This is a genomic window from Stenotrophomonas sp. Pemsol, from assembly GCF_003586545.1.
Taxonomy (GTDB): Bacteria; Pseudomonadota; Gammaproteobacteria; order Xanthomonadales; family Xanthomonadaceae; genus Stenotrophomonas; species Stenotrophomonas sepilia.
Genome location: NZ_CP025780.1, coordinates 3,942,891 through 3,961,127, shown reverse-complemented (window position 1 = coordinate 3,961,127; position 18,237 = coordinate 3,942,891). Strand labels below are relative to the sequence as shown.

At 69.4% G+C, this 18,237-nt stretch carries 12 protein-coding genes; 6 read left to right on the top strand and 6 right to left on the bottom strand.

Annotated elements, in window-relative coordinates:
- Positions 1–42 precede the first annotated feature (42 nt).
- The 3 genes from recC to recD are packed head-to-tail and all read left to right on the top strand — an operon-like array spanning position 43 to position 8,944.
- Positions 43–3,390 (top strand): exodeoxyribonuclease V subunit gamma, encoded by a 3,348-nt coding sequence (gene recC / locus PEM_RS18255; protein ID WP_119706134.1) that lies wholly within the window; start codon positions 43–45, stop codon positions 3,388–3,390.
- Positions 3,387–7,067: an exodeoxyribonuclease V subunit beta gene (gene recB / locus PEM_RS18250; RefSeq protein ID WP_111174914.1), complete on the top strand. Its 3,681-nt coding sequence runs from the start codon at positions 3,387–3,389 to the stop codon at positions 7,065–7,067. The genes recC and recB overlap by 4 nt, the downstream gene beginning before the upstream one ends.
- On the top strand, positions 7,064–8,944 hold the full coding sequence (gene recD, locus PEM_RS18245) for an exodeoxyribonuclease V subunit alpha (protein ID WP_111174915.1): 1,881 nt from the start codon (positions 7,064–7,066) through the stop codon (positions 8,942–8,944). Before recB ends, recD begins: the two co-directional genes overlap by 4 nt.
- Before the next feature lie 127 nt (positions 8,945–9,071).
- Here the strand turns inward: recD and PEM_RS18240 are convergent, their stop codons facing one another.
- The 6 genes from PEM_RS18240 to PEM_RS18215 all read right to left on the bottom strand — a co-directional run bounded on the left by PEM_RS18240 (position 9,072) and on the right by PEM_RS18215 (position 14,759).
- Entirely contained in the window at positions 9,072–9,467 is a 396-nt protein-coding gene (locus PEM_RS18240; RefSeq protein WP_065179031.1) for a hypothetical protein, read from the bottom strand.
- 94 nt (positions 9,468–9,561) lie between these two features.
- A complete protein-coding gene (locus PEM_RS18235) occupies positions 9,562–11,601 on the bottom strand; it encodes an FUSC family protein (RefSeq protein ID WP_065197173.1) in 2,040 nt (679 codons plus the stop codon).
- A 3-nt stretch (positions 11,602–11,604) separates the two neighbouring features.
- Complete coding sequence (locus PEM_RS18230; protein ID WP_111174917.1) at positions 11,605–13,074, bottom strand: efflux transporter outer membrane subunit; 1,470 nt, start codon at positions 13,072–13,074, stop codon at positions 11,605–11,607.
- Positions 13,071–13,988: an HlyD family secretion protein gene (locus tag PEM_RS18225; protein ID WP_065179028.1), complete on the bottom strand. Its 918-nt coding sequence runs from the start codon at positions 13,986–13,988 to the stop codon at positions 13,071–13,073. The genes PEM_RS18230 and PEM_RS18225 overlap by 4 nt, the downstream gene beginning before the upstream one ends.
- Positions 13,985–14,194: a DUF1656 domain-containing protein gene (locus PEM_RS18220; protein ID WP_025875651.1), complete on the bottom strand. Its 210-nt coding sequence runs from the start codon at positions 14,192–14,194 to the stop codon at positions 13,985–13,987. The genes PEM_RS18225 and PEM_RS18220 overlap by 4 nt, the downstream gene beginning before the upstream one ends.
- Positions 14,195–14,303: 109 nt before the next feature.
- Positions 14,304–14,759, bottom strand: coding sequence for a MarR family transcriptional regulator (locus PEM_RS18215; RefSeq protein ID WP_005421298.1), 456 nt, complete (start codon positions 14,757–14,759; stop codon positions 14,304–14,306).
- Between the two features lie 586 nt (positions 14,760–15,345).
- On the opposite strand from PEM_RS18215, the gene folE reads away from it, so the two are divergent.
- From folE to PEM_RS18200, 3 genes are all read left to right on the top strand, one after another.
- Positions 15,346–15,957, top strand: coding sequence for a GTP cyclohydrolase I FolE (gene folE, locus PEM_RS18210; RefSeq protein ID WP_065179742.1), 612 nt, complete (start codon positions 15,346–15,348; stop codon positions 15,955–15,957).
- A gap of 112 nt (positions 15,958–16,069) precedes the next feature.
- On the top strand, positions 16,070–17,539 hold the full coding sequence (locus PEM_RS18205; RefSeq protein ID WP_053496749.1) for a DUF3375 domain-containing protein: 1,470 nt from the start codon (positions 16,070–16,072) through the stop codon (positions 17,537–17,539).
- A complete protein-coding gene (locus PEM_RS18200; protein WP_005421303.1) occupies positions 17,526–18,227 on the top strand; it encodes a DUF4194 domain-containing protein in 702 nt (233 codons plus the stop codon). The genes PEM_RS18205 and PEM_RS18200 overlap by 14 nt, the downstream gene beginning before the upstream one ends.
- The last annotated feature ends 10 nt before the right edge of the window (positions 18,228–18,237 follow it).

The following is an 18,237-nucleotide window of genomic DNA, read 5'->3' as shown; positions in this document are numbered from 1 at the left end:
GGGCTGGCCATTGAATACTGCCTGCCGTGCTGCACACTGTGCATGATGAGTGACCCGGGCAGCGATTTCCGCCTCTACCATTCCAACTCCCTGGACGTGCTGGCTGCGCTGCTGGCACGCAACGTGCGTGTGCCGGTTCCGGGCCAGCCGTTGCTCGCGCCGGAGGTGGTGCTGATCCCGCAGGTGGCGATGCGGCGTTGGCTGCAAGCGACACTCGCTGCCGAGTATGGCGTGGCCGCCAACCTCGAGTTCCTGACCCCGGGCGAGTTCGTTGCCCGTGCACTCAATGCCAATGTGCCGGGCGAACGCGACGACCTGGACGCCGCGGGCCTGCACTGGAAGCTGTACCAGGCACTGCGCGACCCGGCGCTGCTGGCGCAGCCACCGATGCGCGCGCTGCAGTCCTATCTTGCCGGCGGCGACGCCCTGAAGCCGTGGGCACTGGCCGGTGAACTGGCGTCGGTGTTCGAGAAGTACCAGGCCTGGCGCCGCGACTGGTTGCTGCGCTGGGAGGCCGGCGCCGACCCGGCCGACCCGCAGGCGATCCTCTGGCGCACCATCGCCCATGGCCGCGACTACCGCGCGCGCCGCATCCAGGCGTACCTGGATCGCTTCGAGGGTGCCGGCCAGCCGCTGCCGCAGGGCCTGCCACCGCGGATGTCCGCGTTCGCGACGCTCAACATCTCGCCCGACGTGCTGCGGGTGATGGCCACCCAGGCGCGGGTGGGCGAGCTGCACTTCTATATGCCCACTCCGGTGCAGTCGTACTGGGGTGACCTGCAGACGCTGGCCGAGCGCCTGCGCAGCGGCGCGCCCGATCCCTTCGGTGAAGCGGCCGGTGAGAACCGCCTGCTGGAGGCCTGGGGTGCGGCCGGCCGCGACTTCATGGCGGTGCTGGGCAGCTACGAGGTGGTGCACCCGGCCGGCGAGATTGCCGCGTATTCGGATCCGGAAGAAGACACCCGGCCGACCCTTGACGAAGGCGGCCTGTCCGACAGCCTGCTGCATCGCCTGCAGCGCGATCTTTTCCATCGCCGCGCGTTGCCCTCGGGCGAGCTGCACGATGGGCTGCGCAGCGACGACCCCAGCCTGCAGGTGCATGCCTGCCACACCCGGCTGCGCGAGCTTCAGGTGCTGCACGACCAGCTGCGCAGCCTGCTGCAGGACCCTCGCTTCGACCCGCCGCTGCAGGCGCGCGAGATCGCGGTGCTGGCGCCGGACATCGATCCCTATGTGCCGTACCTGGAGGCAGTGTTCGGCGGCCGCGGCGGCGAGGAGGAGCACATTCCCTACGCGCTGGCCGACAGCAGCCCACTGGCAGGAGAGCCGCTGGCCGATGTGTTCGTGCACCTGCTGGGCCTGCCGGTCTCGCGTTTCGGCCTGAACGAAGTGCTGGACCTGCTGGCCAGCGCGCCGCTGGCCGAAGCGGCCGGACTGGAGGCGGTGGACTTCGATCGCCTGCACGGCTGGCTGCAGCAGGCCGGCGCACGCTGGGGCCTGGATGCGAAGCACCGCAACCAGCACCAGGCGCCGGCCGACGACGCCTACACCTGGCAGTTCGCACTGGACCGCCTGGTGCTCGGTCACGCCACCGGCAGCGAGGCGGACCTGGCCGGCGTGGCGCCGTGGATCGAACTGGAAGGCGGCGCGCTGGAAGCACTGGACCGGCTGCTGCGGCTGCTGCGCGTGCTGGCGGTCTACCAGCGTCGCCTCGGCGAGCTGCTGACCCCGGCGCAGTGGCGGCAACGGCTGCTGTCGCTGCTGGACGCGCTGCTGCCGACCGCGCCCAGCTCGCCCAACAGCCAGCGTGCCCTCGAGCGCCTGCGCAAGCTGCTGAATCAGTTCGCCGACGATGCCGCCAAGGCCGGTTTCGAAGATGGCGTGCCGCCTGAGGTGGTGCGTTCGCACTTCGCCGGCGTACTGGGCGAGGCCGATACGCGCGCGCCGCTGCTGACCGGTGGCATCAGTTTCGGCCGCATGGTGCCGATGCGCCTGCTGCCGTTCCGGGTGATCTGCGTGCTCGGTCTCAATGACGGCGATTTCCCGCGCCGTGACCCGGCCGCGGGCCTCAACCAGCTCACCGCCGAGCTGGACACGCCACGCCGCCGCCCGGGCGATCGCTCCACCCGCGAAGACGACCGCTTCCTGTTCCTGCAGCTGTTCGCCGCCGCGCAGGAGGTGTTCTACCTCAGCTACCTCGGCGCCGATCCACGCGATGGCAGCGTGCGTGAGCCGTCGGTGCTGGTCAGTGAACTGATCGATGCCGCCGCCGCGTATCACCTCGATCCGCCTGCGGCGGTCCGCGACTTTACCGTGCGCCATGCACTGCAGCCGTTCTCACCGGCGGCGTTCGGAGAGGGTGATCCACGCCGCTTCAGCTATCGGCGGCAATGGCATCCCGCTGCCGGCCGCCTCACCGGCCAGCGTGGTGGCCTGCAGCCGTGGTTCGATGCCCCGCTGCCGCCGCCGCCCGACGATGCCGTGGAAGACGAGCTCGCGCTCGACACCCTGCGCCGCTTCCTGTGCGACCCGGCCGGGCAGTTCCTCGCACAGTCGCTGGGTCTGCGCCTGGCCGACGATGCCGGGGAAGTTGATGACCTGGAACCGCTGGTGCTGTCATCGCGCGGCCCGGAAAAGCGCAGCGTGCAGGCGGCGGTGGTGCGCGCCACGCTCAGCGGTGATACCGAGCCGTTGTACCCGCGGCTGCGCGCGCGTGGCCTGTTGCCGTCCGGTCCATTGGGCCAGCGCCAGTTCGAGGTGGAGCAGCTGAAGACGCGTCCGTATGCCAGTGCGCTGCTGGGCTGGATGCAGGGCGAGCCATTGGAAAGCCGTCGCTACGAAGTGGACATCGATGGCGTGCGCCTGCACGGCCGCGTGGCCGATCGGCATCCCGAAGGCCTGGTGCGGCTGCGCGCCGGCACGCTCAATGGCAATGCAGTGATCCGCCAGGGCCTGGACTGGCTGCTGGCCAACGCCGCCGGCGACGCACTGCCCCTTGTGCAGTTCCACGATGGCGGCGACGCCGGTCCTGGCCCGCATGTACTGCCGGCACTGAGCGCGCCTGCTGCACGCGCGGCGCTGCGCGCGCTGCTGCAGTTGCGCCAGCGCGGCCTGCGTGAGCCGCTGCGCTTTGCCCCGTATACGGGCTGGGCGCTGTACAACGCGCCGGCAGAGAAACAGCGCAGCGAGGGCTGGAAGCAGTGGCACGGCAGCGACCGCAGCTGGGGTGAATCCAGCAGCGACGCCTGGCAGCTGCTGCTGCGGGGGGCCGACCCGTTCGCCTCCGATGCCAGTTATGCCGACCTGCTGCGCAACAGCCAGGTGGTCTTCAGCGCGGTGCGCGAAGGCCGCACCCTCGGCGCCGAAACGCGCCAGGAGGGCAGCGCATGAGCCCCGCCTTCATCGATGAGCGAGCCCAGTGCATGGCGGTCGATCCCTATCTGGCCCTGCCGCTGGATGGCATCCGCCTGATCGAAGCCAGCGCCGGTACCGGCAAGACCTTCACCCTGGCCACGCTGTTTACCCGCCTGGTGGTAGAGCAGGGCCTGCGCATCGGCCAGATCCTGGCGGTGACCTTCACCGATGCGGCTACCCAGGAACTGCGCAAGCGCATCCGCGAGCGCCTGGCGCTGGCGGCGCGACTGGTCGATCTGGAACCGGTCGAAGGCGAAGCACCGGACGTGCGGCTGACCCGCGAGGTGCTGCAGCGCCATCTGCAGGGAGGTACCGAGTGCGCCACCGCACTGAAGCGCCGCCTGCAGGTCGCCGCCGATGAGATCGACCTTGCGTCCATCTTCACCATCCATGGCTTCTGCACCCGCGTGCTGCGCGAGCATGCGCTGGAGAGCGGCCACACCTTTGATCCGCCGGAGCTGCTGGCCAGCGACCGTGAGTTGCTGGAAGCGCTCGCGGCCGACCTGTGGCGGGTATATGCCAATGACCCGGCCACGCTGGAACCGCTGACCTGGCTGTGGTCCACCCCGGACGCACTGGCCGCCGATCTGCGCGCGCTGCTGGCCGCGCCGCCGCTGCACCCGTTGCCACAGGCGGTGGCGCTGCCCGATCCGCAGGCCGCCCTGCAGAGTGTTGCCGAAGAGCTGTCCGCAAGCGTGCGCGAGCATGGCGAGCAGTTCTTCATCGACCTCTGCGATGCGGTCGACAACAAATGGATCAACGGCGTGTCGTACAAGCTGGGCTGGCTGCACCCGCTGGGCCGGCAACTGCTGGGCTGGGCCGAACGCGCCGACCCGCGCGAGCTGCTGACCAGCGAGCGCCTGCCGGCACTGCTGCCGGAGGCGCTGGCAGCCAAGACCAACAAGAAATTCGCCGAGCGCACGCCATCGTCGCCATTGCAGGCGCCGTTGGCCCGCTATGTCGCGCTTCTGGCCGAACGCGATGCCTGGCTCCGTGCCACCGCGTTGAACTTCCTGCACGTGCTTCGCGACGAAGCCAGACAGCGCCTTCAGGCGCTGAAGCGCACCCGCCGGGTGCAGACCTACGACGATCTGATCGATGGCGTCGCACTGGCCCTGGAAGGCCCGCAGCGGCTGGCATTGGTCAAGCAGCTGCGCGCGCAGTACCGCATCGCGCTGGTCGATGAGTTCCAGGATACCGACGATCGTCAGTGGGGCATTTTCCACACCGTGTTCGGCGATTCACCGGAAGTGCGCGAGCTCGGCCTGGCACCGGCGCTGTTCCTGATCGGCGATCCCAAGCAGGCGATCTACGGTTTCCGCGGCGGTGATATCCACACTTACCTGAAGGCCAAGCGGGTAGCGCAACAGGCGCCGGTGCTTGACCAGAACTTCCGCTCGCGACCGGCCGTGCTGCGCGCGCTGCAGGCGCTGTACGACAACGGTGGCGAAGACGCCTTCCTCGAGCGTGGCATCCAGTTCGAGCCGGTGCGGCCCGGTGGCGTGCGCAGCGATGCGGACTACCAGCGCGACGGCCATGCTGCCCCGGCACTCACCCTGCGCGTGCTGCGCAGTGGCGGTGACAAGGCGATGAGTGCCGATGCCTCGCGCGAAGCAGCCGCCCAGGCCTGTGTGGCGGCGATCCACCAGATCCTGGTCGAGGCGCGCGCCGGCAATGCGGTGCTGCGTGGGCGCCCGGTACAGCCGGGTGACATCGCGGTGCTGGTGCGTTCGCATCGCGAGGCCACGCTGGTGCAGCGCGCGCTGGCCGCGGTCGGCATTCCTGCCGTGGCAGCGGGCAAGCAGAGCCTGTTCGCCACCAGCGAAGCGCGTGATCTGCGTGCACTGCTGCTGGCGCTGCTGCAGCCGGCTGACGAAGGTCGCCTGCGCGCAGCGCTGGCCACAGTGCTGCTCGGCCAGCGCGCCAGTGCGATCGCGGCGATGGAGCACGAGGGCGACCTGCAACGCGGGTTCCAGGCGCAGCTGCTGCATTGGCGCGAGCGCTGGCAGCGCGGCGGCCCGTTCGCGGTGATCGCCGACGTCTGCGCCGCGCAGGGCGAGCGCCTGCTGGCGCTGATCGATGGCGAGCGCCGCCTGACCAACTACCTGCAGCTGGGCGAACTGCTGCAGGAAGCCTCGGCGCAGGCGCTGGGCATGCACGGCCTGCTGGACTGGCTGCAGGGCCAGATGGCCAGCGCCGACCAGGATGACGAGCAGCAGCTGCTGCGCCTGGAATCGGATGCGCGCCGCGTGCAGATCATCACCCTGCACAAGAGCAAGGGCCTGGAGTACCCGCTGGTGTTCCTGCCCTTCGTGGGCATCGACGGCGGTGCGCCCAACACCGCCTCGCACTGCACGGTGCATGTGGGCGGCCAGCGCCAGCTGCACTGGAAGCTGGGCAAGGACGAGGCCTGGGAAGCGGCCACTGCGCAGCGCGAGCGCGAGCAGCGTGCCGAGGATGCCCGCCTGCTGTATGTCGGCCTGACCCGCGCCGAGCACGCGCTGTGGATCGCCGTGGGTGATCTGGCCGGGCTCGGCAGGACGCGGCTGGCACCGCTGCTGGGTGACCTGCAGGCGCTGCGCGCGCATGCCGATGTGCGCATCGATGACAGTGAGGTACCGGCTGCGCTGCCGCAGCTGGCGGCCGAAGTGGAAGGGGATCTTCCGGCGGTGCGTGCACTGACCCGGCGCGTTCCGCACGACTGGTGGGTGTACAGCTTCACCCAGCTGGCCCACGCCGATGCCGGCGCGGGCAGTGACATCGAAGCCGCTGCCACCGCGCTGCCGGCGCCGGCAGCCGACGAACCCACCGGCCCGGAGCTGCCGCTGGAACCGGCACTGCCGGAAGCCGCCGCGGAGGCCGAGGACAGCGCGCCGCTCGACCCGCGTTTCATGGGCAGCCGCTTCGGCAACGTGCTGCACGAGGCAATGGAAAACGTCGACTTCGCCGCATGGGCTGACTGGCAACCAGGCCGGGAAGCTCCCGAGGGCCAGGCCGAGGTGCTGCGCAAGGCGCTGCACGATGAGGGCTATGCCGACGTCGATCTGGACGATGGCGTAGCGGTGCTGGTGCCGCTGGTGGGCCACACGCTGACCGTACCGCTGCCCGAAGGCGGTGCGCTGTACAGCCTCGGTGAAGGCGAGCGCCGCGCCGAAATCGACTTCCATTTCGCCATCGAGGCGACCACCGTGCCGGCGCTGCTGCAGGTGCTGCATGCGCACGGTATTTCCAGTGGCCGCCGCGGCTTCGGCCAGCGCCGCCGCCTGGAGGGGCTGATGACCGGCATGATCGACCTGACCTACGTGCGTGATGGCCGGTGGTACGTGCTCGACTACAAGTCCAACCGCCTGCCCGGCTACAGCCCGGACCTGCTGGCCATTGCCATGCGCCACAGCGAATACGATCTGCAGGCGCTGATCTACACCGTGGCCCTGCATCGCTGGCTGCGCTTCCGCTTGGGCGCCGCCTACGACTACGAGCGCGACATGGGCGGCATCCGTTACCTGTTCTGCCGCGGCCTGGATGGCACGGGCAACGGCGTGCACGTGGATCGTTTCCCGTTCGCGCTGGTGGATGCACTCGACGCGCTGTTCGCCGGCGGCGAGCAGGCCCAGGCCCAGCTCGCCGCGCGTGCCCGTGGAGCCAGCGCATGAGCCTGCTGAAGGAACTTCATCAGAAGGGCCTGCTGCGCACCCTCGACCACGCATTGGCGACCAGCCTGCAGCGGCTGCGCGACGACACGCCCGACAGTGTGGCACTGGCGGCGGCGCTGGCTTCGCTGGCGGTGTCCCAGGGCCACGCCGCGTTCGATCCGGCACAACCGCAGCGGTTGCTGGAAGGCGTGCCCGAGTGGCCCGCCGCGCAGGCCTGGCTGGCGCAGCTGCGCGCATCGCCATGGGTGGCCACACCGGAGCAGGCTGACGCCATCGCCGGGGATGCCCCCTTGGTGCTGGAGAACGGGCTGCTGTACCTGCGCCGCTACCGCGAGTACGAGCGCCAGTTGGCCACCGGTCTGCAGCGCATCGGCCGGCATCCGCTGCCGGCGCCGGACATGGCAGCGTTGGCGCCATTGTTCGCGCAGCTGTTCCCGCACGCATCGCACGGCGAAGATCACCAGGCACGCGCAGCCGGCGTGACGCTGCGCCATCCGCTGGCGCTGGTCACCGGCGGCCCCGGCACAGGCAAGACCACCACCATCGCACGCCTCTTGCTGCTGCTGGCCGCGCAGGCCCGGCACGCCGGCCAGCCGCTGCCCGAGGTGGCGCTGGCCGCGCCCACCGGTCGCGCCGCCGAGCGGATGGCCGAGAGCCTGCGCATGGCCGTGCAACGCCTGCAGGAACAGGGACTGGATCCGACGCTGTGCGCGGCACTGCCCAGCAGCGGCACCACCCTGCATCGACTGCTCGGCGTGATTCCCGACTCACCACGCTTCCGCCACCACACCGACAATCCGCTGGCGGTGGACGTGGTGGTGGTCGACGAAGCGTCGATGATCGATCTGCCGATGATGGCCAAGCTGGTCGATGCAGTTGCCAGCGGCACCCGCCTGATCCTGCTCGGCGACCCCGATCAGTTGCCGTCGGTCGAAGCCGGTGATGTGCTCAGCGCGATCCTGCGCGCCAGCGGCGATGGCATCGGCACCCGCGCCGACGATGCGCTGGCGCTGCATGGCCTGCTGGCACCGGCCACCTTGCAGCCGCAGGCCGCACCACGCGCCTTCGCCGGCCGTCGCGTGCAGCTGCAACGCGGCTACCGGCAGAGTGATGCGCTGGACCTGGCACCGCTGGCGCATGCCGTGCGTGAAGGTGACAGCCGCACTGCATTGCAGCTGCTGCGCGGTGGTGGATTGGCTGGCGTGCACTTCCACGAAGGTGAGGCGGACCCGCTGCGTGGCCAGCGTGAGCACCTGGTGGGCCACTGGCGTACACTGGCCGAGGCCGCGGATCCGGTACGTGCCCTGCAGCAGGCCGGTCGCCTGCGCGTGCTGACCGCGCTGCGCGAAGGCCCGCAAGGTGCGCGCGGGCTGAACAGCCGTATCGAGCAGCTGCTGGCCGGCAATACCCCAGGCTACTTCCAGGGCCGCCTTCTGCTGGTCACCGAGAACAGCTACCGGCACCGCCTGTTCAACGGCGACATCGGTATCTGCCTGCGCGACGACAGCGGCGCGATCGTGGCCTGGTTCCCGGGCGACACCGTCGAGCAGCCACGCGCCTTCCACCCGGCCGCACTGCCCGCGCACGAAAGCGCCTTTGCGATGACCGTGCACAAGGCACAGGGCTCGGAGTTCGATGAAGTGTGGCTGCAGCTGCCACGCCAGGACAGCCGCGTGCTGTCGCGCGAGCTGGTCTACACCGGCCTGACCCGCGCCCGCCAGGTACTGCATGTGGCCAGCAGCGCCGACGTGCTGCAGGCCGCACTGAAGCGGCACGCCAGCCGGTTGGGCGGCCTGGCCTGGCGGTTGGGTGCCGAAGATGTGGCCGAACAACCGGCACCCATCGAACAGCCCACGGTGCAGGGCACGTTGTTCTGACGCGGGCGTGATGCGCTGCCTGTAGAGCCGGGCCATGCTCGGCTGATGGGCCACGGAGTCGAGCGTGGCTCGACTCTACAAAAGCGCGCTTCGATCGTTCTGGTGGTCATCCACGCATGGCGTGGATCTACGCGATGAGTACCAACCCATCAGGAAACACGATCGCCGCTTCATCCGCACTCACGTCGAAGAAGCCCACGCCGTGCTTCTCGGCCAGATCCTGCACCCGCCCGTGCGCGCGCTCGGCCACCGAGTAGGCGAACGCGCCGTAGATCACCTGCCGGCCGATGCTGTACTCGGTCACCTCGGCGCGGTCGTCATCGTCGTTGCTCAGTGGTCCGTTCAACGGCGGGAATTCCTGCGCCATCTCCGTAAACCACGCCTGCAGCGCCGGGCTGCTGACGGCCGGGTCGTCGTACTCGTGGCGCTCGTTCCACTGCGTCTGCTTTTCGAACCAGGCGATGAAAGCTGGCGCCTCGCGTGGCGCGGCGCTGGCCTCGAACACCATCATGTCGTAACTCATTGGAGCTTCCTGTGCAGAGCAGGGGTCAGAGCCTTCGCCCGCGGCGAAGGATCCGACCCCGGCAATGGGGTCTGTGGACGCACAGGGTAGCGCGCTACGGCTGCGTCGCCGTGTCCATGGCCAGGCCCGGCGCCAACGCCTTGGCCTCCGGGAACAGCGCGAAGCGCAGGCCGACCAGGCCCATCAGCGCCTCGTCGCGGGCCTTGCACGCCGCCACGCTGCCAACCCGGCCCAGCGAGGTATCCAGCCGCTCGCGCAGCGCCTGGTCTGCAGCAATCGGCTTGCGCGCCGCGATCTGCCGCCGGTAGTGCCCAGCGATCTCTTCCAGGATGTGCTCGACGGCTTCGCGGCTGCGCTCGGGCAGTTCCAGCCGTGCACGACGCAGCTGCAGGATGTTCAGGCCGATGCGCGCCTCGTTGAGCATGTCCACCGAGGCAATGTCGCTGCCCTCCGGCGTCGCTGCCAGGCGCGGTGCGAGCAGGCCCAGCAGGTCGAGCATGCGTGCGGCGAAGCGCTGCCGATCCTGCTGGCCACGTCCTTCGGCGGCTTCGGCCAGCGTGGTCCAGCCCTGCCGCACCAGCCGGCGCGCGGTCCACTCGGCACCTACCGAACGGAACAGGCGGGTCATCACCACTGCAAAGCCAATGCCGATGAACATCGCGATCGACGAATTGAGGAAGGTCTGGATGTTGGCGCTGTAGGTGTTCTGCAGGCTCAGCAACGCAGCCAGATTGACTGTCAGCGGCAGCGCGAACAGCGCACTCTTGGGATGATGAAGCAGCAGTCCCAGCGGCAGGAAGGCCACCGCCAGCACAAGCGCCAGCAGGCCGAAGTCGTGCACGGCTGGGAACACGCCGAACAGGTACACGCCCGCCACCACCGAGGCGACCATCGCCCACACCAGGAACTGCACCATGCTGGGGGCCGGATCGTCCTGTGCGGCGAAAAATGCGGCCGTCACCGCCGCCATCATCGCGCCGTTGCCGCCGCCTTCCCAGCCCAGCGCGATCCACAGCACGCAGTAGCTCATCAGCGCTACGCCGGCACTGAGCGCGGAGAACAGCGCCATGCCGTAGTCGACGTGCTTGTCGGCGGCCACGCGTTCGGTGCGGATGCGGTAGTGCGCGCGATCCAACGGCGCCGTGCCCTGGTCGATCGCGTGCTGCAGGGTGCGGCAGTCCTGCCACAGGTCCACCAGTTCTTCCAGGCGCAGCAGCAGGCTGGCCAGCTGCAGGTGCTGCAGGTCGCGGTCCACCTGCGGCTTCAGCGCGCTGATGCGCGCGCGCAGCCGCGCGTACTCGCTGGCGTTGGTCGGGCCATCCAGCCACTCGCGGATGTCGTCGACCAGCGCCGGCAGCCCATCCGGCAGGGCCTGCCCATCGCTGCGCAGCGCGCTCAGGCGATCGGCGATCGACGACAACACCGGCAACAGCAACAGCATGCGCTCGCGCAGCCGCTCCATCGACACCGCAGACCCGGCATGGCGTGGATCGTCGCGGCGCAGGAACTCGATCAGTGCCTCGAACTGCACCAGGTCGGCAGCCAGCCGGTTGCGCGGCGCATGCGCGCGGCCACGCTCAAGGATCTGCCGGCACCACTGCGCAGCGTCCTCCATCCAGTTGCCGATCCGGGCGCGCAGCATCGGCCGCACCGAGGCCGGGAACAACAGCGAGGCGAACAGCACGGCCACCACCGTGCCGAGGATGATCTCCTCGCTGCGCGCCACCACGGTGTCGAAGATGGTCTCCGGCGAAGTTACCGCCGGGAAGCCGATGAAGGCGGTGGTGTAGCCGGCCAGCAGGAACGCGTAGCCGCGAGGGCCGCGATTGAGCAGGGCCATGAACAGGCAACCGGCCAGCCAGATCGACATCGCCGCACTCAGCACCAGCGGGGTTTCCACCAGCGCCGGCAGTACCAGCAGCGTGGCCAGCCCGGCCACCAGGGTGCCGACAATGCGGTACACGCCCTTGGCGCGGGTCGGGCCCAGCAGCGGCTGGCTGACGATGTACACCGTGCCCATCGCCCAGTATGGGCGCGACAGGTTGCCGGCCATGGCGATGTACAGCGCGGCCACCGCGGCCAGGTAGGTCTTGATCGAGAACAGCCAGGCCTGGCGATCGGTCAGCGCGTTCATGGCTTACTTCGCCGTGGCCTGTGCGGTGGACGGTGCAGCCGGGGCAACCGATGCCTGCCAGCCGCCACCCAGCACCAGGAACAGGTGGATCTGGTCGCGCGAGACCTGCGCTTCGGCGGCGGCCAGGGTGGCGTCGCTGCTGGCCAGGCTGCGGTCGGCATCCAGGCTGGACAGGTAGGGTGTGCGGCCGCCCTGGTAAAGCCGGCGGTTCTGCTCGGCGGCCAGCGCGGCCTGCTCCTGCGCCACGCGCAGCGATTGCAGCCGGCGCAGGTCCTGCGCATAGCGGTCCAGCGCGGTCTGGGTCTCGCGCAGTGCCTGCAGCACGGTGTGGTCGAACTCGGCCAGGGCCGCGTCGGCACCGGCTTCGGCGGCGTGGATGCGGGCATGCGTGCCCGAAGAGGGCAGTGTCCACGAGATCAGCGGGCCGATCGACCACTGCTGGGTCATCGGCGTGCCGAAGTCTTCCAGCAGGCCGGCGGCGCCCACTGAGGCACCCAGACGGATGTCCGGATACAGCTCGGCGGTGGCCACGCCAATCCGCGCCGTGGCCGAGGCCAGCTTGCGTTCGGCCTGGCGCACGTCCGGGCGGCGCTGCAGCAGCGCACGGCCATCACCGACCGGCAGCGGCTGCGCCAGGCCGGGCGCGTGCGCGCAGTCGATCACCCCGGCCGGCAGCTGGCCCGGGGTCTGGCCCAGCAGTGCGGCCAGCGAATAGGCCGCGGCCGAACGCTGCGCGCGCAGCGGCGGCAGTGCCGCCTCCAGCAGCGCCACCTGCGCATTGGCCCGGGCCAGTTCCGGCGGTGTGCCGCGGCCGGCGGCGATCAGGCGCTCGGTAACGGTGCGGCTGCGCTGCTGCAGCTGCAGCGAATGCTCGGCCACGTGCAGCTCGTGGTTGGCGTGGCAGATCTCCAGGTAGCTGTCGGCCACCTGCGCGACCACGCTGACCTGGGCCAGGTCACGTGCTGCGGCAACCGACTGTTCGTCGGCTCGCGCCGCTTCGGCGCCGCGCTTGAGCTTGCCGAACAGGTCGAACTGGTAGCTGACCGCGAACTTGCCATCGGCCAGGTTGATCACCGGCAGCTCGTGCTCCTGCAGGAACGATTCGGCCGACAACTGCGCGCGGCTGACGCCGGCCTCGGCCTCGTACTCGAAGCCGCCCGCGTCCAGCGCCTGTTCGTACACGGCGGCAGCGCGGCGCAGGTGCGCATCGGCGGCCTTCAGTTCCACGTTGTCACGCAGTGCCTGGGTGATCAGCCCGTCCAGCACCGGGTCGTTGTACAGCGACCACCAGCGGTCGGGCAGCGCCTGGTTGGCGGCAATCTGCGGGTTCTGCGTATCGATGAAGGCCGCATTGGCCTCCGGGCGCTTGAACGCCGAACCTTCCGGCAGTGCATAGTCCGGGCCGACGGTTTTGCACGCGGCCAGGCTGGCCAGTGCGACGATCAGGCCGAGACGGGGCAGGGCGGCGTTCACAGGCCCGCCTGTGTCGGCGAAGTGCCGGCCTTGCCGTTGTGCGGATGGCGGCCGGTGTCCACGGTCACCGTGGCGGTACGGCCGGCAATCAACTCAACGCCCTTGGGCACTTCGTCGATGGCGATGCGCACCGGGATGCGCTGCGCCAGCCGCACCCAGTCGAAGGCCGGGGTCACGTTCGGCAGCAGGGTGCTGCCGTTGCTGCGGTAGCGGTCCTCGATACCGGCGGCAATGCTCTCGACATGGCCGTGCAGCGGTGCCGATTCGCCCATCAGGCGGATGTCCACGCGCTGCCCCGGCGCCACGCCGCGCAGTCGGGTTTCCTCGAAATAGCCATCAATGCGGAACGAGCCGGTATCCAGCAACGCCAGCACCGGCTTGCCGGCCACCACGTAGTCGCCCACGCGCATCGTGCGGTCGTTGACGCGGCCATCGGCCGGCGCGCGCACCTCGGTGCGGCCCAGGTTGAGCTCGGCCAGGTCGACCGCGGCCTGTGCGGTGGCCAGCGCCGCCTGTGCAGCCTGCAGCTTGGCGCGGCGCACTTCGGCATCCTCGGCGGCGACCAGGTCCTGCAGGCTGCGGTCGCGGCCGATCTCGCGGCGCAGCTGTGCCACCGAGGCCTGGCGCTCGGCCAGGCTGGCCTTGGCCTGCTCCAGCGCGATGCGGTAGCGGGCGCGATCGACGACGAACAGCAGGTCGCCCTTCTTCACCGCCTGGTTGTCGGCCACGTTCACCGTTTCCACCAGCCCGGACACGTCCGGCGCCACCTGCACCACGTCGGCGCCGACGTGGGCGTCGCGGGTCCAGGGTTCATCCATGTAGTAGACCCACAGCTGGCGCAGCACCAGCAGGGCGACGATCACGGCTGCGCTGGTGAGCAGCACCGGCAGGGTCTTCTTCACGATCTTGTTCACGATTGCATCCAACGCAGGAGGTGGAACAGCAGGCCAAGCACGATCCCGTACAGCGCTAGGTTGAACAGCGCCGGGTGCCATACATGGCGGTAGGCGCCGGCACGCTGCAGCAGCGCGTGCAGGCCGCTGTTGACCAGATAGGCCAACACCATCAACCCAAGCAGGGTCGGGACGAACACTCCGTGGAGACTGAATTCACCGGGCATCGGTAGGGGGCGGGGACGAGGTGGGGGAGGGGAGGGACAACGAAACAACAGCAACGGGCAAAAGCCGCTGGCGTGTGCACGGCAGCGGCGGTGTTCGGGGGCAGCGCTCTTACGTGATGCGGTCGGCGGCCTCGGCCAGCAGGCGCCATGCCTTCAGCACGGCGTGCAGTTCATCCATGGAAAGCTCGCCGAACACGTCCTGGCGCAGGCCGATCAACTGATCTTCCAGTTCGCTGACCAGCGCATGGCCCTCGTCGGTCAGCCACAACAGATTGGCGCGGCGGTCGCTGGCGTCGCTCTCGCGGCGGACCAGGCCACTGGCACACAGCTTGTCCAGCAGGCGTACCAGGGAAGGACCCTCCATGCCCAGCTGCTGGGCCAGCGCCACCTGGCGGATGCCACCGCCGGAGCGGCCGATCATCAGCAACGGCATGGTGCAGGCGGTGGAGATGCCATAGCTGCCGAGCCGGCTGTCGGCCAGGCGCTGCCACTGCCGCCCTGCATAAAGCAGGCCGGAGCTGAGCTGCATCTGCAGCACGGTGCGCTCGTCGAGGGGTCGGTCCATAAGATATAGATAGGATACTACTAATTTCATTCCTATCAATAGGTTTTTCTGAATGGGTGGGTGTGTTGAGGAAAGCGTTGCGCCTGCTGGCTATCGGTTGGGGTGGCGGAGGGCCGGACGGGGCAGGGCACGCTGCAAGTACGTCCATGTAAGCTCGATCGGCGCATCCATGCGCCTCACGGCCCTGTCCCGCCCGGCCCTCCGCCACCCACCCCACATCCCGCGAGCGCGGTGGGTTGGCTCTAAGGGCAAAAGCAGTGCGGACCAAGGTCCGCACCCACCAGGGCGGCACACCGCTTCCGAAGCCATGAACCCCCGCTTTTGACCCCGCTTTCGGGCGGTCCGGCCGCGCCCGCAGGAAACCGTCAGGGAGCGGGAAGGGCGGCAGGGCAGGACCGTGAGGCGCATGGATGCGCCGACCGAGCCCCCAGGGACGGGTTTACGGCGTGTCCTGCCCTGCCGCCCTTCCCGCTCCAAACCGGTAGCAGTCCGGCGCCGCGCGTCACCCCCGATGAACCGTCCCTACAGGACGACCCACCCCCCGGTCGGGTACGATGCTCGCCCCCCGTTCGGGACGCTGTACGCAATGAGCAAGAACAACGAAAAGGCCGCCCAGCAGGGCGACGTGACCCAGGACCAGGCCGAGGATGCCGTGCGCACCCTGCTGCGCTGGGCCGGTGAGGACCCGTCCCGCGAAGGCCTGCTGGATACCCCCCGCCGTGTCGCCGAAGCCTATGGCGACTGGTTCAGCGGTTACCGCGATGACCCGCGCGCCTACATGGAGCGCACCTTCGAGGAAGTGGCAGGCTATGACGAACTCATTGTCCTGCGCGACATCGAGTACGAAAGCCACTGCGAACACCACATGGCGCCGATCATCGGCCGCGTGCATGTCGGCTACCTGCCGGCCGGCAAGGTGGTGGGCATCAGCAAGCTGGCCCGCGTCGTCGAAGCCTACGCCCGCCGTTTCCAGGTGCAGGAGAAGATGACCGCGCAGATCGCCCAGTGCATCCAGGATGTGCTGCAACCGATCGGTGTCGGCGTGGTGGTCGAAGGCGCCCACGAATGCATGACCACCCGTGGCATCCACAAGCGCGGCGTCAGCATGGTCACCTCCAAGATGCTGGGCAGCTTCCGCGACGACGCGCGTACCCGCGCCGAGTTCCTGCGCTTCATCGAAGTGGGCGGCAAGCGCTGAGCCGCCTGCCCGCACCCCGCCGGCCCCTGCGGGCCGGCATGCCCACGGATGCCGGCGCGGCCGCCGTGCGTGGCTGCCCCTCCCCGCCAGCCCTCATGACTCCTTTCGCTGCATGAAGCATCGCGAACGCATCTCCCGTTACCGCCATCTGCGCGAACAGCCCCAGTGGAAGCTGCTCGCCGCCGACCACGCTCCGGAAATCATCGGCCTGCTGCAGGGGCTGTTGATGGACGGCGAGCGCACCCTGCCTTCGTCGGTGCTCAACGAGCGCCTGCAGCGTGCGCTGGATCAGCTCAATAGCGACGAACTGTCGCGCGAGCTGCCGCGTACCGCGCAGGCCTACATCGCGCACTGGCTGGCCCAGGGCTGGCTGGAACGCCGCCTGCCCGAGGGCGCCGACCAGGAGCAGTACGAGCTTTCGACCGCGGCGCTTCAGGCGATCCGCTTTGCCGACGGCCTCGAGCAGGCCCGTGTGGCCGCCACCGAGAGCCGGCTGGCGCTGGTCATCGAACAGCTCTCGCAGCTGGCCGCGCAGACCGAATCCGATCCGGACGCCCGCCTGTCGGCACTGCGCGACGAGCGCGACCGGATCGACGCCGAGATCGCCCGTGTCGGCGCCGGCCGTGTGATCGCGCTGGACGGCAAGCGCGCGCTGGAACGTGCGCGCCAGATCATCGGCCTGGCCGACGAGCTGACCGAGGACTTCCGCCGCGTGCGCGACGACTTCGAGCAGCTCAACCGCGAGTTCCGCGAACGCATCATCGACGACGAGGGCGAGCGCGGCGATGTGCTGTCGCAGCTGTTCGAAGGCGTGGACGTGATTGGCGAAAGTGATGCCGGGCGTAGCTTCCAGGCCTTCTGGCGCCTGCTCAACGACGCCGAGCAGAGCGCCCAGCTCGATGCCGCGCTGGAAGCGGTGCTGGCGCGTGGCTTCGCCCGCCGCCTGGACCGCAACGAACGCAACTTCCTGCGCGGCTTCACCAGCACCATGCTCGAGCGCGGTGGCCAGGTGCACGATGTGCTGCAGAACTTCGCGCGCAGCCTGCGCGGCTTCGTGCAGAGCCGTGGCTATCTGGAACAGCGTCGCCTCAACCAGCTGCTCAAGCAGGCGCAGTCCGAAGCGCTCGCTCTGCGCGACGAGTTCCCCGCACAACGCGGCATCGGCCGCGACCTGCAGCTGACCACCAGCCGCCTGCGCTCGTGGTCGCAATGGAAACTGCACGATCCGCGCAGCGCCCAGGTCGATGGCAACGTCGAATACAACGACGCAGCCGCGATCAGCCTGGAAAGCGTTGGCGATCTGGTCGCTTCGTCCGAAATCGACTTCCGTACCCTGCGCCGCGACCTGCACGACCTGCTCGATGCACAGCCGCGGCTCAGCATCGCCCAGGCCCTTTCGCAGCGCGAAGCGCCGCAGGGTCTTGGCAGCGTCATCGGCTACCTGTCGCTGGGCACGCGCTTCGGCAACGTGATCGCCGGCGAGCAGGAGCTTGCGCAATGGCGTGGTGGCGACGGCCAGATCCGTCGCGCCCGCATCCCGCTGGTTTGGTTCACCCAGGAGAGACGCCATGAGCTGGCATGAAGATCCCATCGACGCACCGCAGGCCGACGTGGCGGAAGACGCCTACGAGGCCGAGCCGGTGGCGGCCGTGGCGCAGCCCCGCCGTGGCAACGACGTGTACTACCTCGGCGATACCGGGCGCCTGCCGCTGGATGCGCGCCGTGCGCTGTGCCAGCTGCTGATCGGCCCCAGCATCGACCAGCTGCGCCACGCCAAGCTGTGGCCGGCGCTGATCCGCAGCGAGGCGGCCATCCGCTCGTCGCTGGCCGACCTGTTCCTGGAACTGGTGCTCGACCGCGACAGTGGCGTGGCGTTCACCCGCCAGGCCGATACCGAAGACGTCGATGCGCCGGTGCTGCTGCGCACCTCGCCGCTGACCTTCATCGACTCGGTGCTGCTGCTGTACCTGCGCCAGCAGCTGGCCGAGGCCGATGCGCGCGGCAACCGCGCGGTGGTCGCCGACGCCGAGATGGCCGAAGCGCTGGCCATCTACGAAAAGAACCTGTCCACCGACCGCGCCGGCTTCAACCGTCGCGTCGCATCGGCGGTGCAGAAGATGAAGGACAACCACATCCTGACCCGCCTCAGCGGCCAGGAAGACCGCCACGAAGTCTCGCCGGCGCTGAAGCTGCTGTTCTCCGCCGAAGACGTGTCCCAGCTTTCGGCGGTCTACCGCCAGCTGCGTGAAACCCCGGCCGCCGAGGCCTGAGAGACCCGAC

Bases quoted from the DNA above. Each gene is read 5' to 3' on its own strand.
- recC (WP_119706134.1), top strand. From the start codon at position 43: ATGATGAGTGACCCGGGCAGCGATTTCCGCCTCTACCATTCCAACTCC.
- recB (WP_111174914.1), top strand. From the start codon at position 3,387: ATGAGCCCCGCCTTCATCGATGAGCGAGCCCAGTGCATGGCGGTCGAT.
- recD (WP_111174915.1), top strand. From the start codon at position 7,064: ATGAGCCTGCTGAAGGAACTTCATCAGAAGGGCCTGCTGCGCACCCTC.
- PEM_RS18240 (WP_065179031.1), bottom strand. From the start codon at position 9,467: ATGAGTTACGACATGATGGTGTTCGAGGCCAGCGCCGCGCCACGCGAG.
- PEM_RS18235 (WP_065197173.1), bottom strand. From the start codon at position 11,601: ATGAACGCGCTGACCGATCGCCAGGCCTGGCTGTTCTCGATCAAGACC.
- PEM_RS18220 (WP_025875651.1), bottom strand. From the start codon at position 14,194: ATGCCCGGTGAATTCAGTCTCCACGGAGTGTTCGTCCCGACCCTGCTT.
- PEM_RS18215 (WP_005421298.1), bottom strand. From the start codon at position 14,759: ATGGACCGACCCCTCGACGAGCGCACCGTGCTGCAGATGCAGCTCAGC.
- folE (WP_065179742.1), top strand. From the start codon at position 15,346: ATGAGCAAGAACAACGAAAAGGCCGCCCAGCAGGGCGACGTGACCCAG.
- PEM_RS18205 (WP_053496749.1), top strand. From the start codon at position 16,070: ATGAAGCATCGCGAACGCATCTCCCGTTACCGCCATCTGCGCGAACAG.
- PEM_RS18200 (WP_005421303.1), top strand. From the start codon at position 17,526: ATGAGCTGGCATGAAGATCCCATCGACGCACCGCAGGCCGACGTGGCG.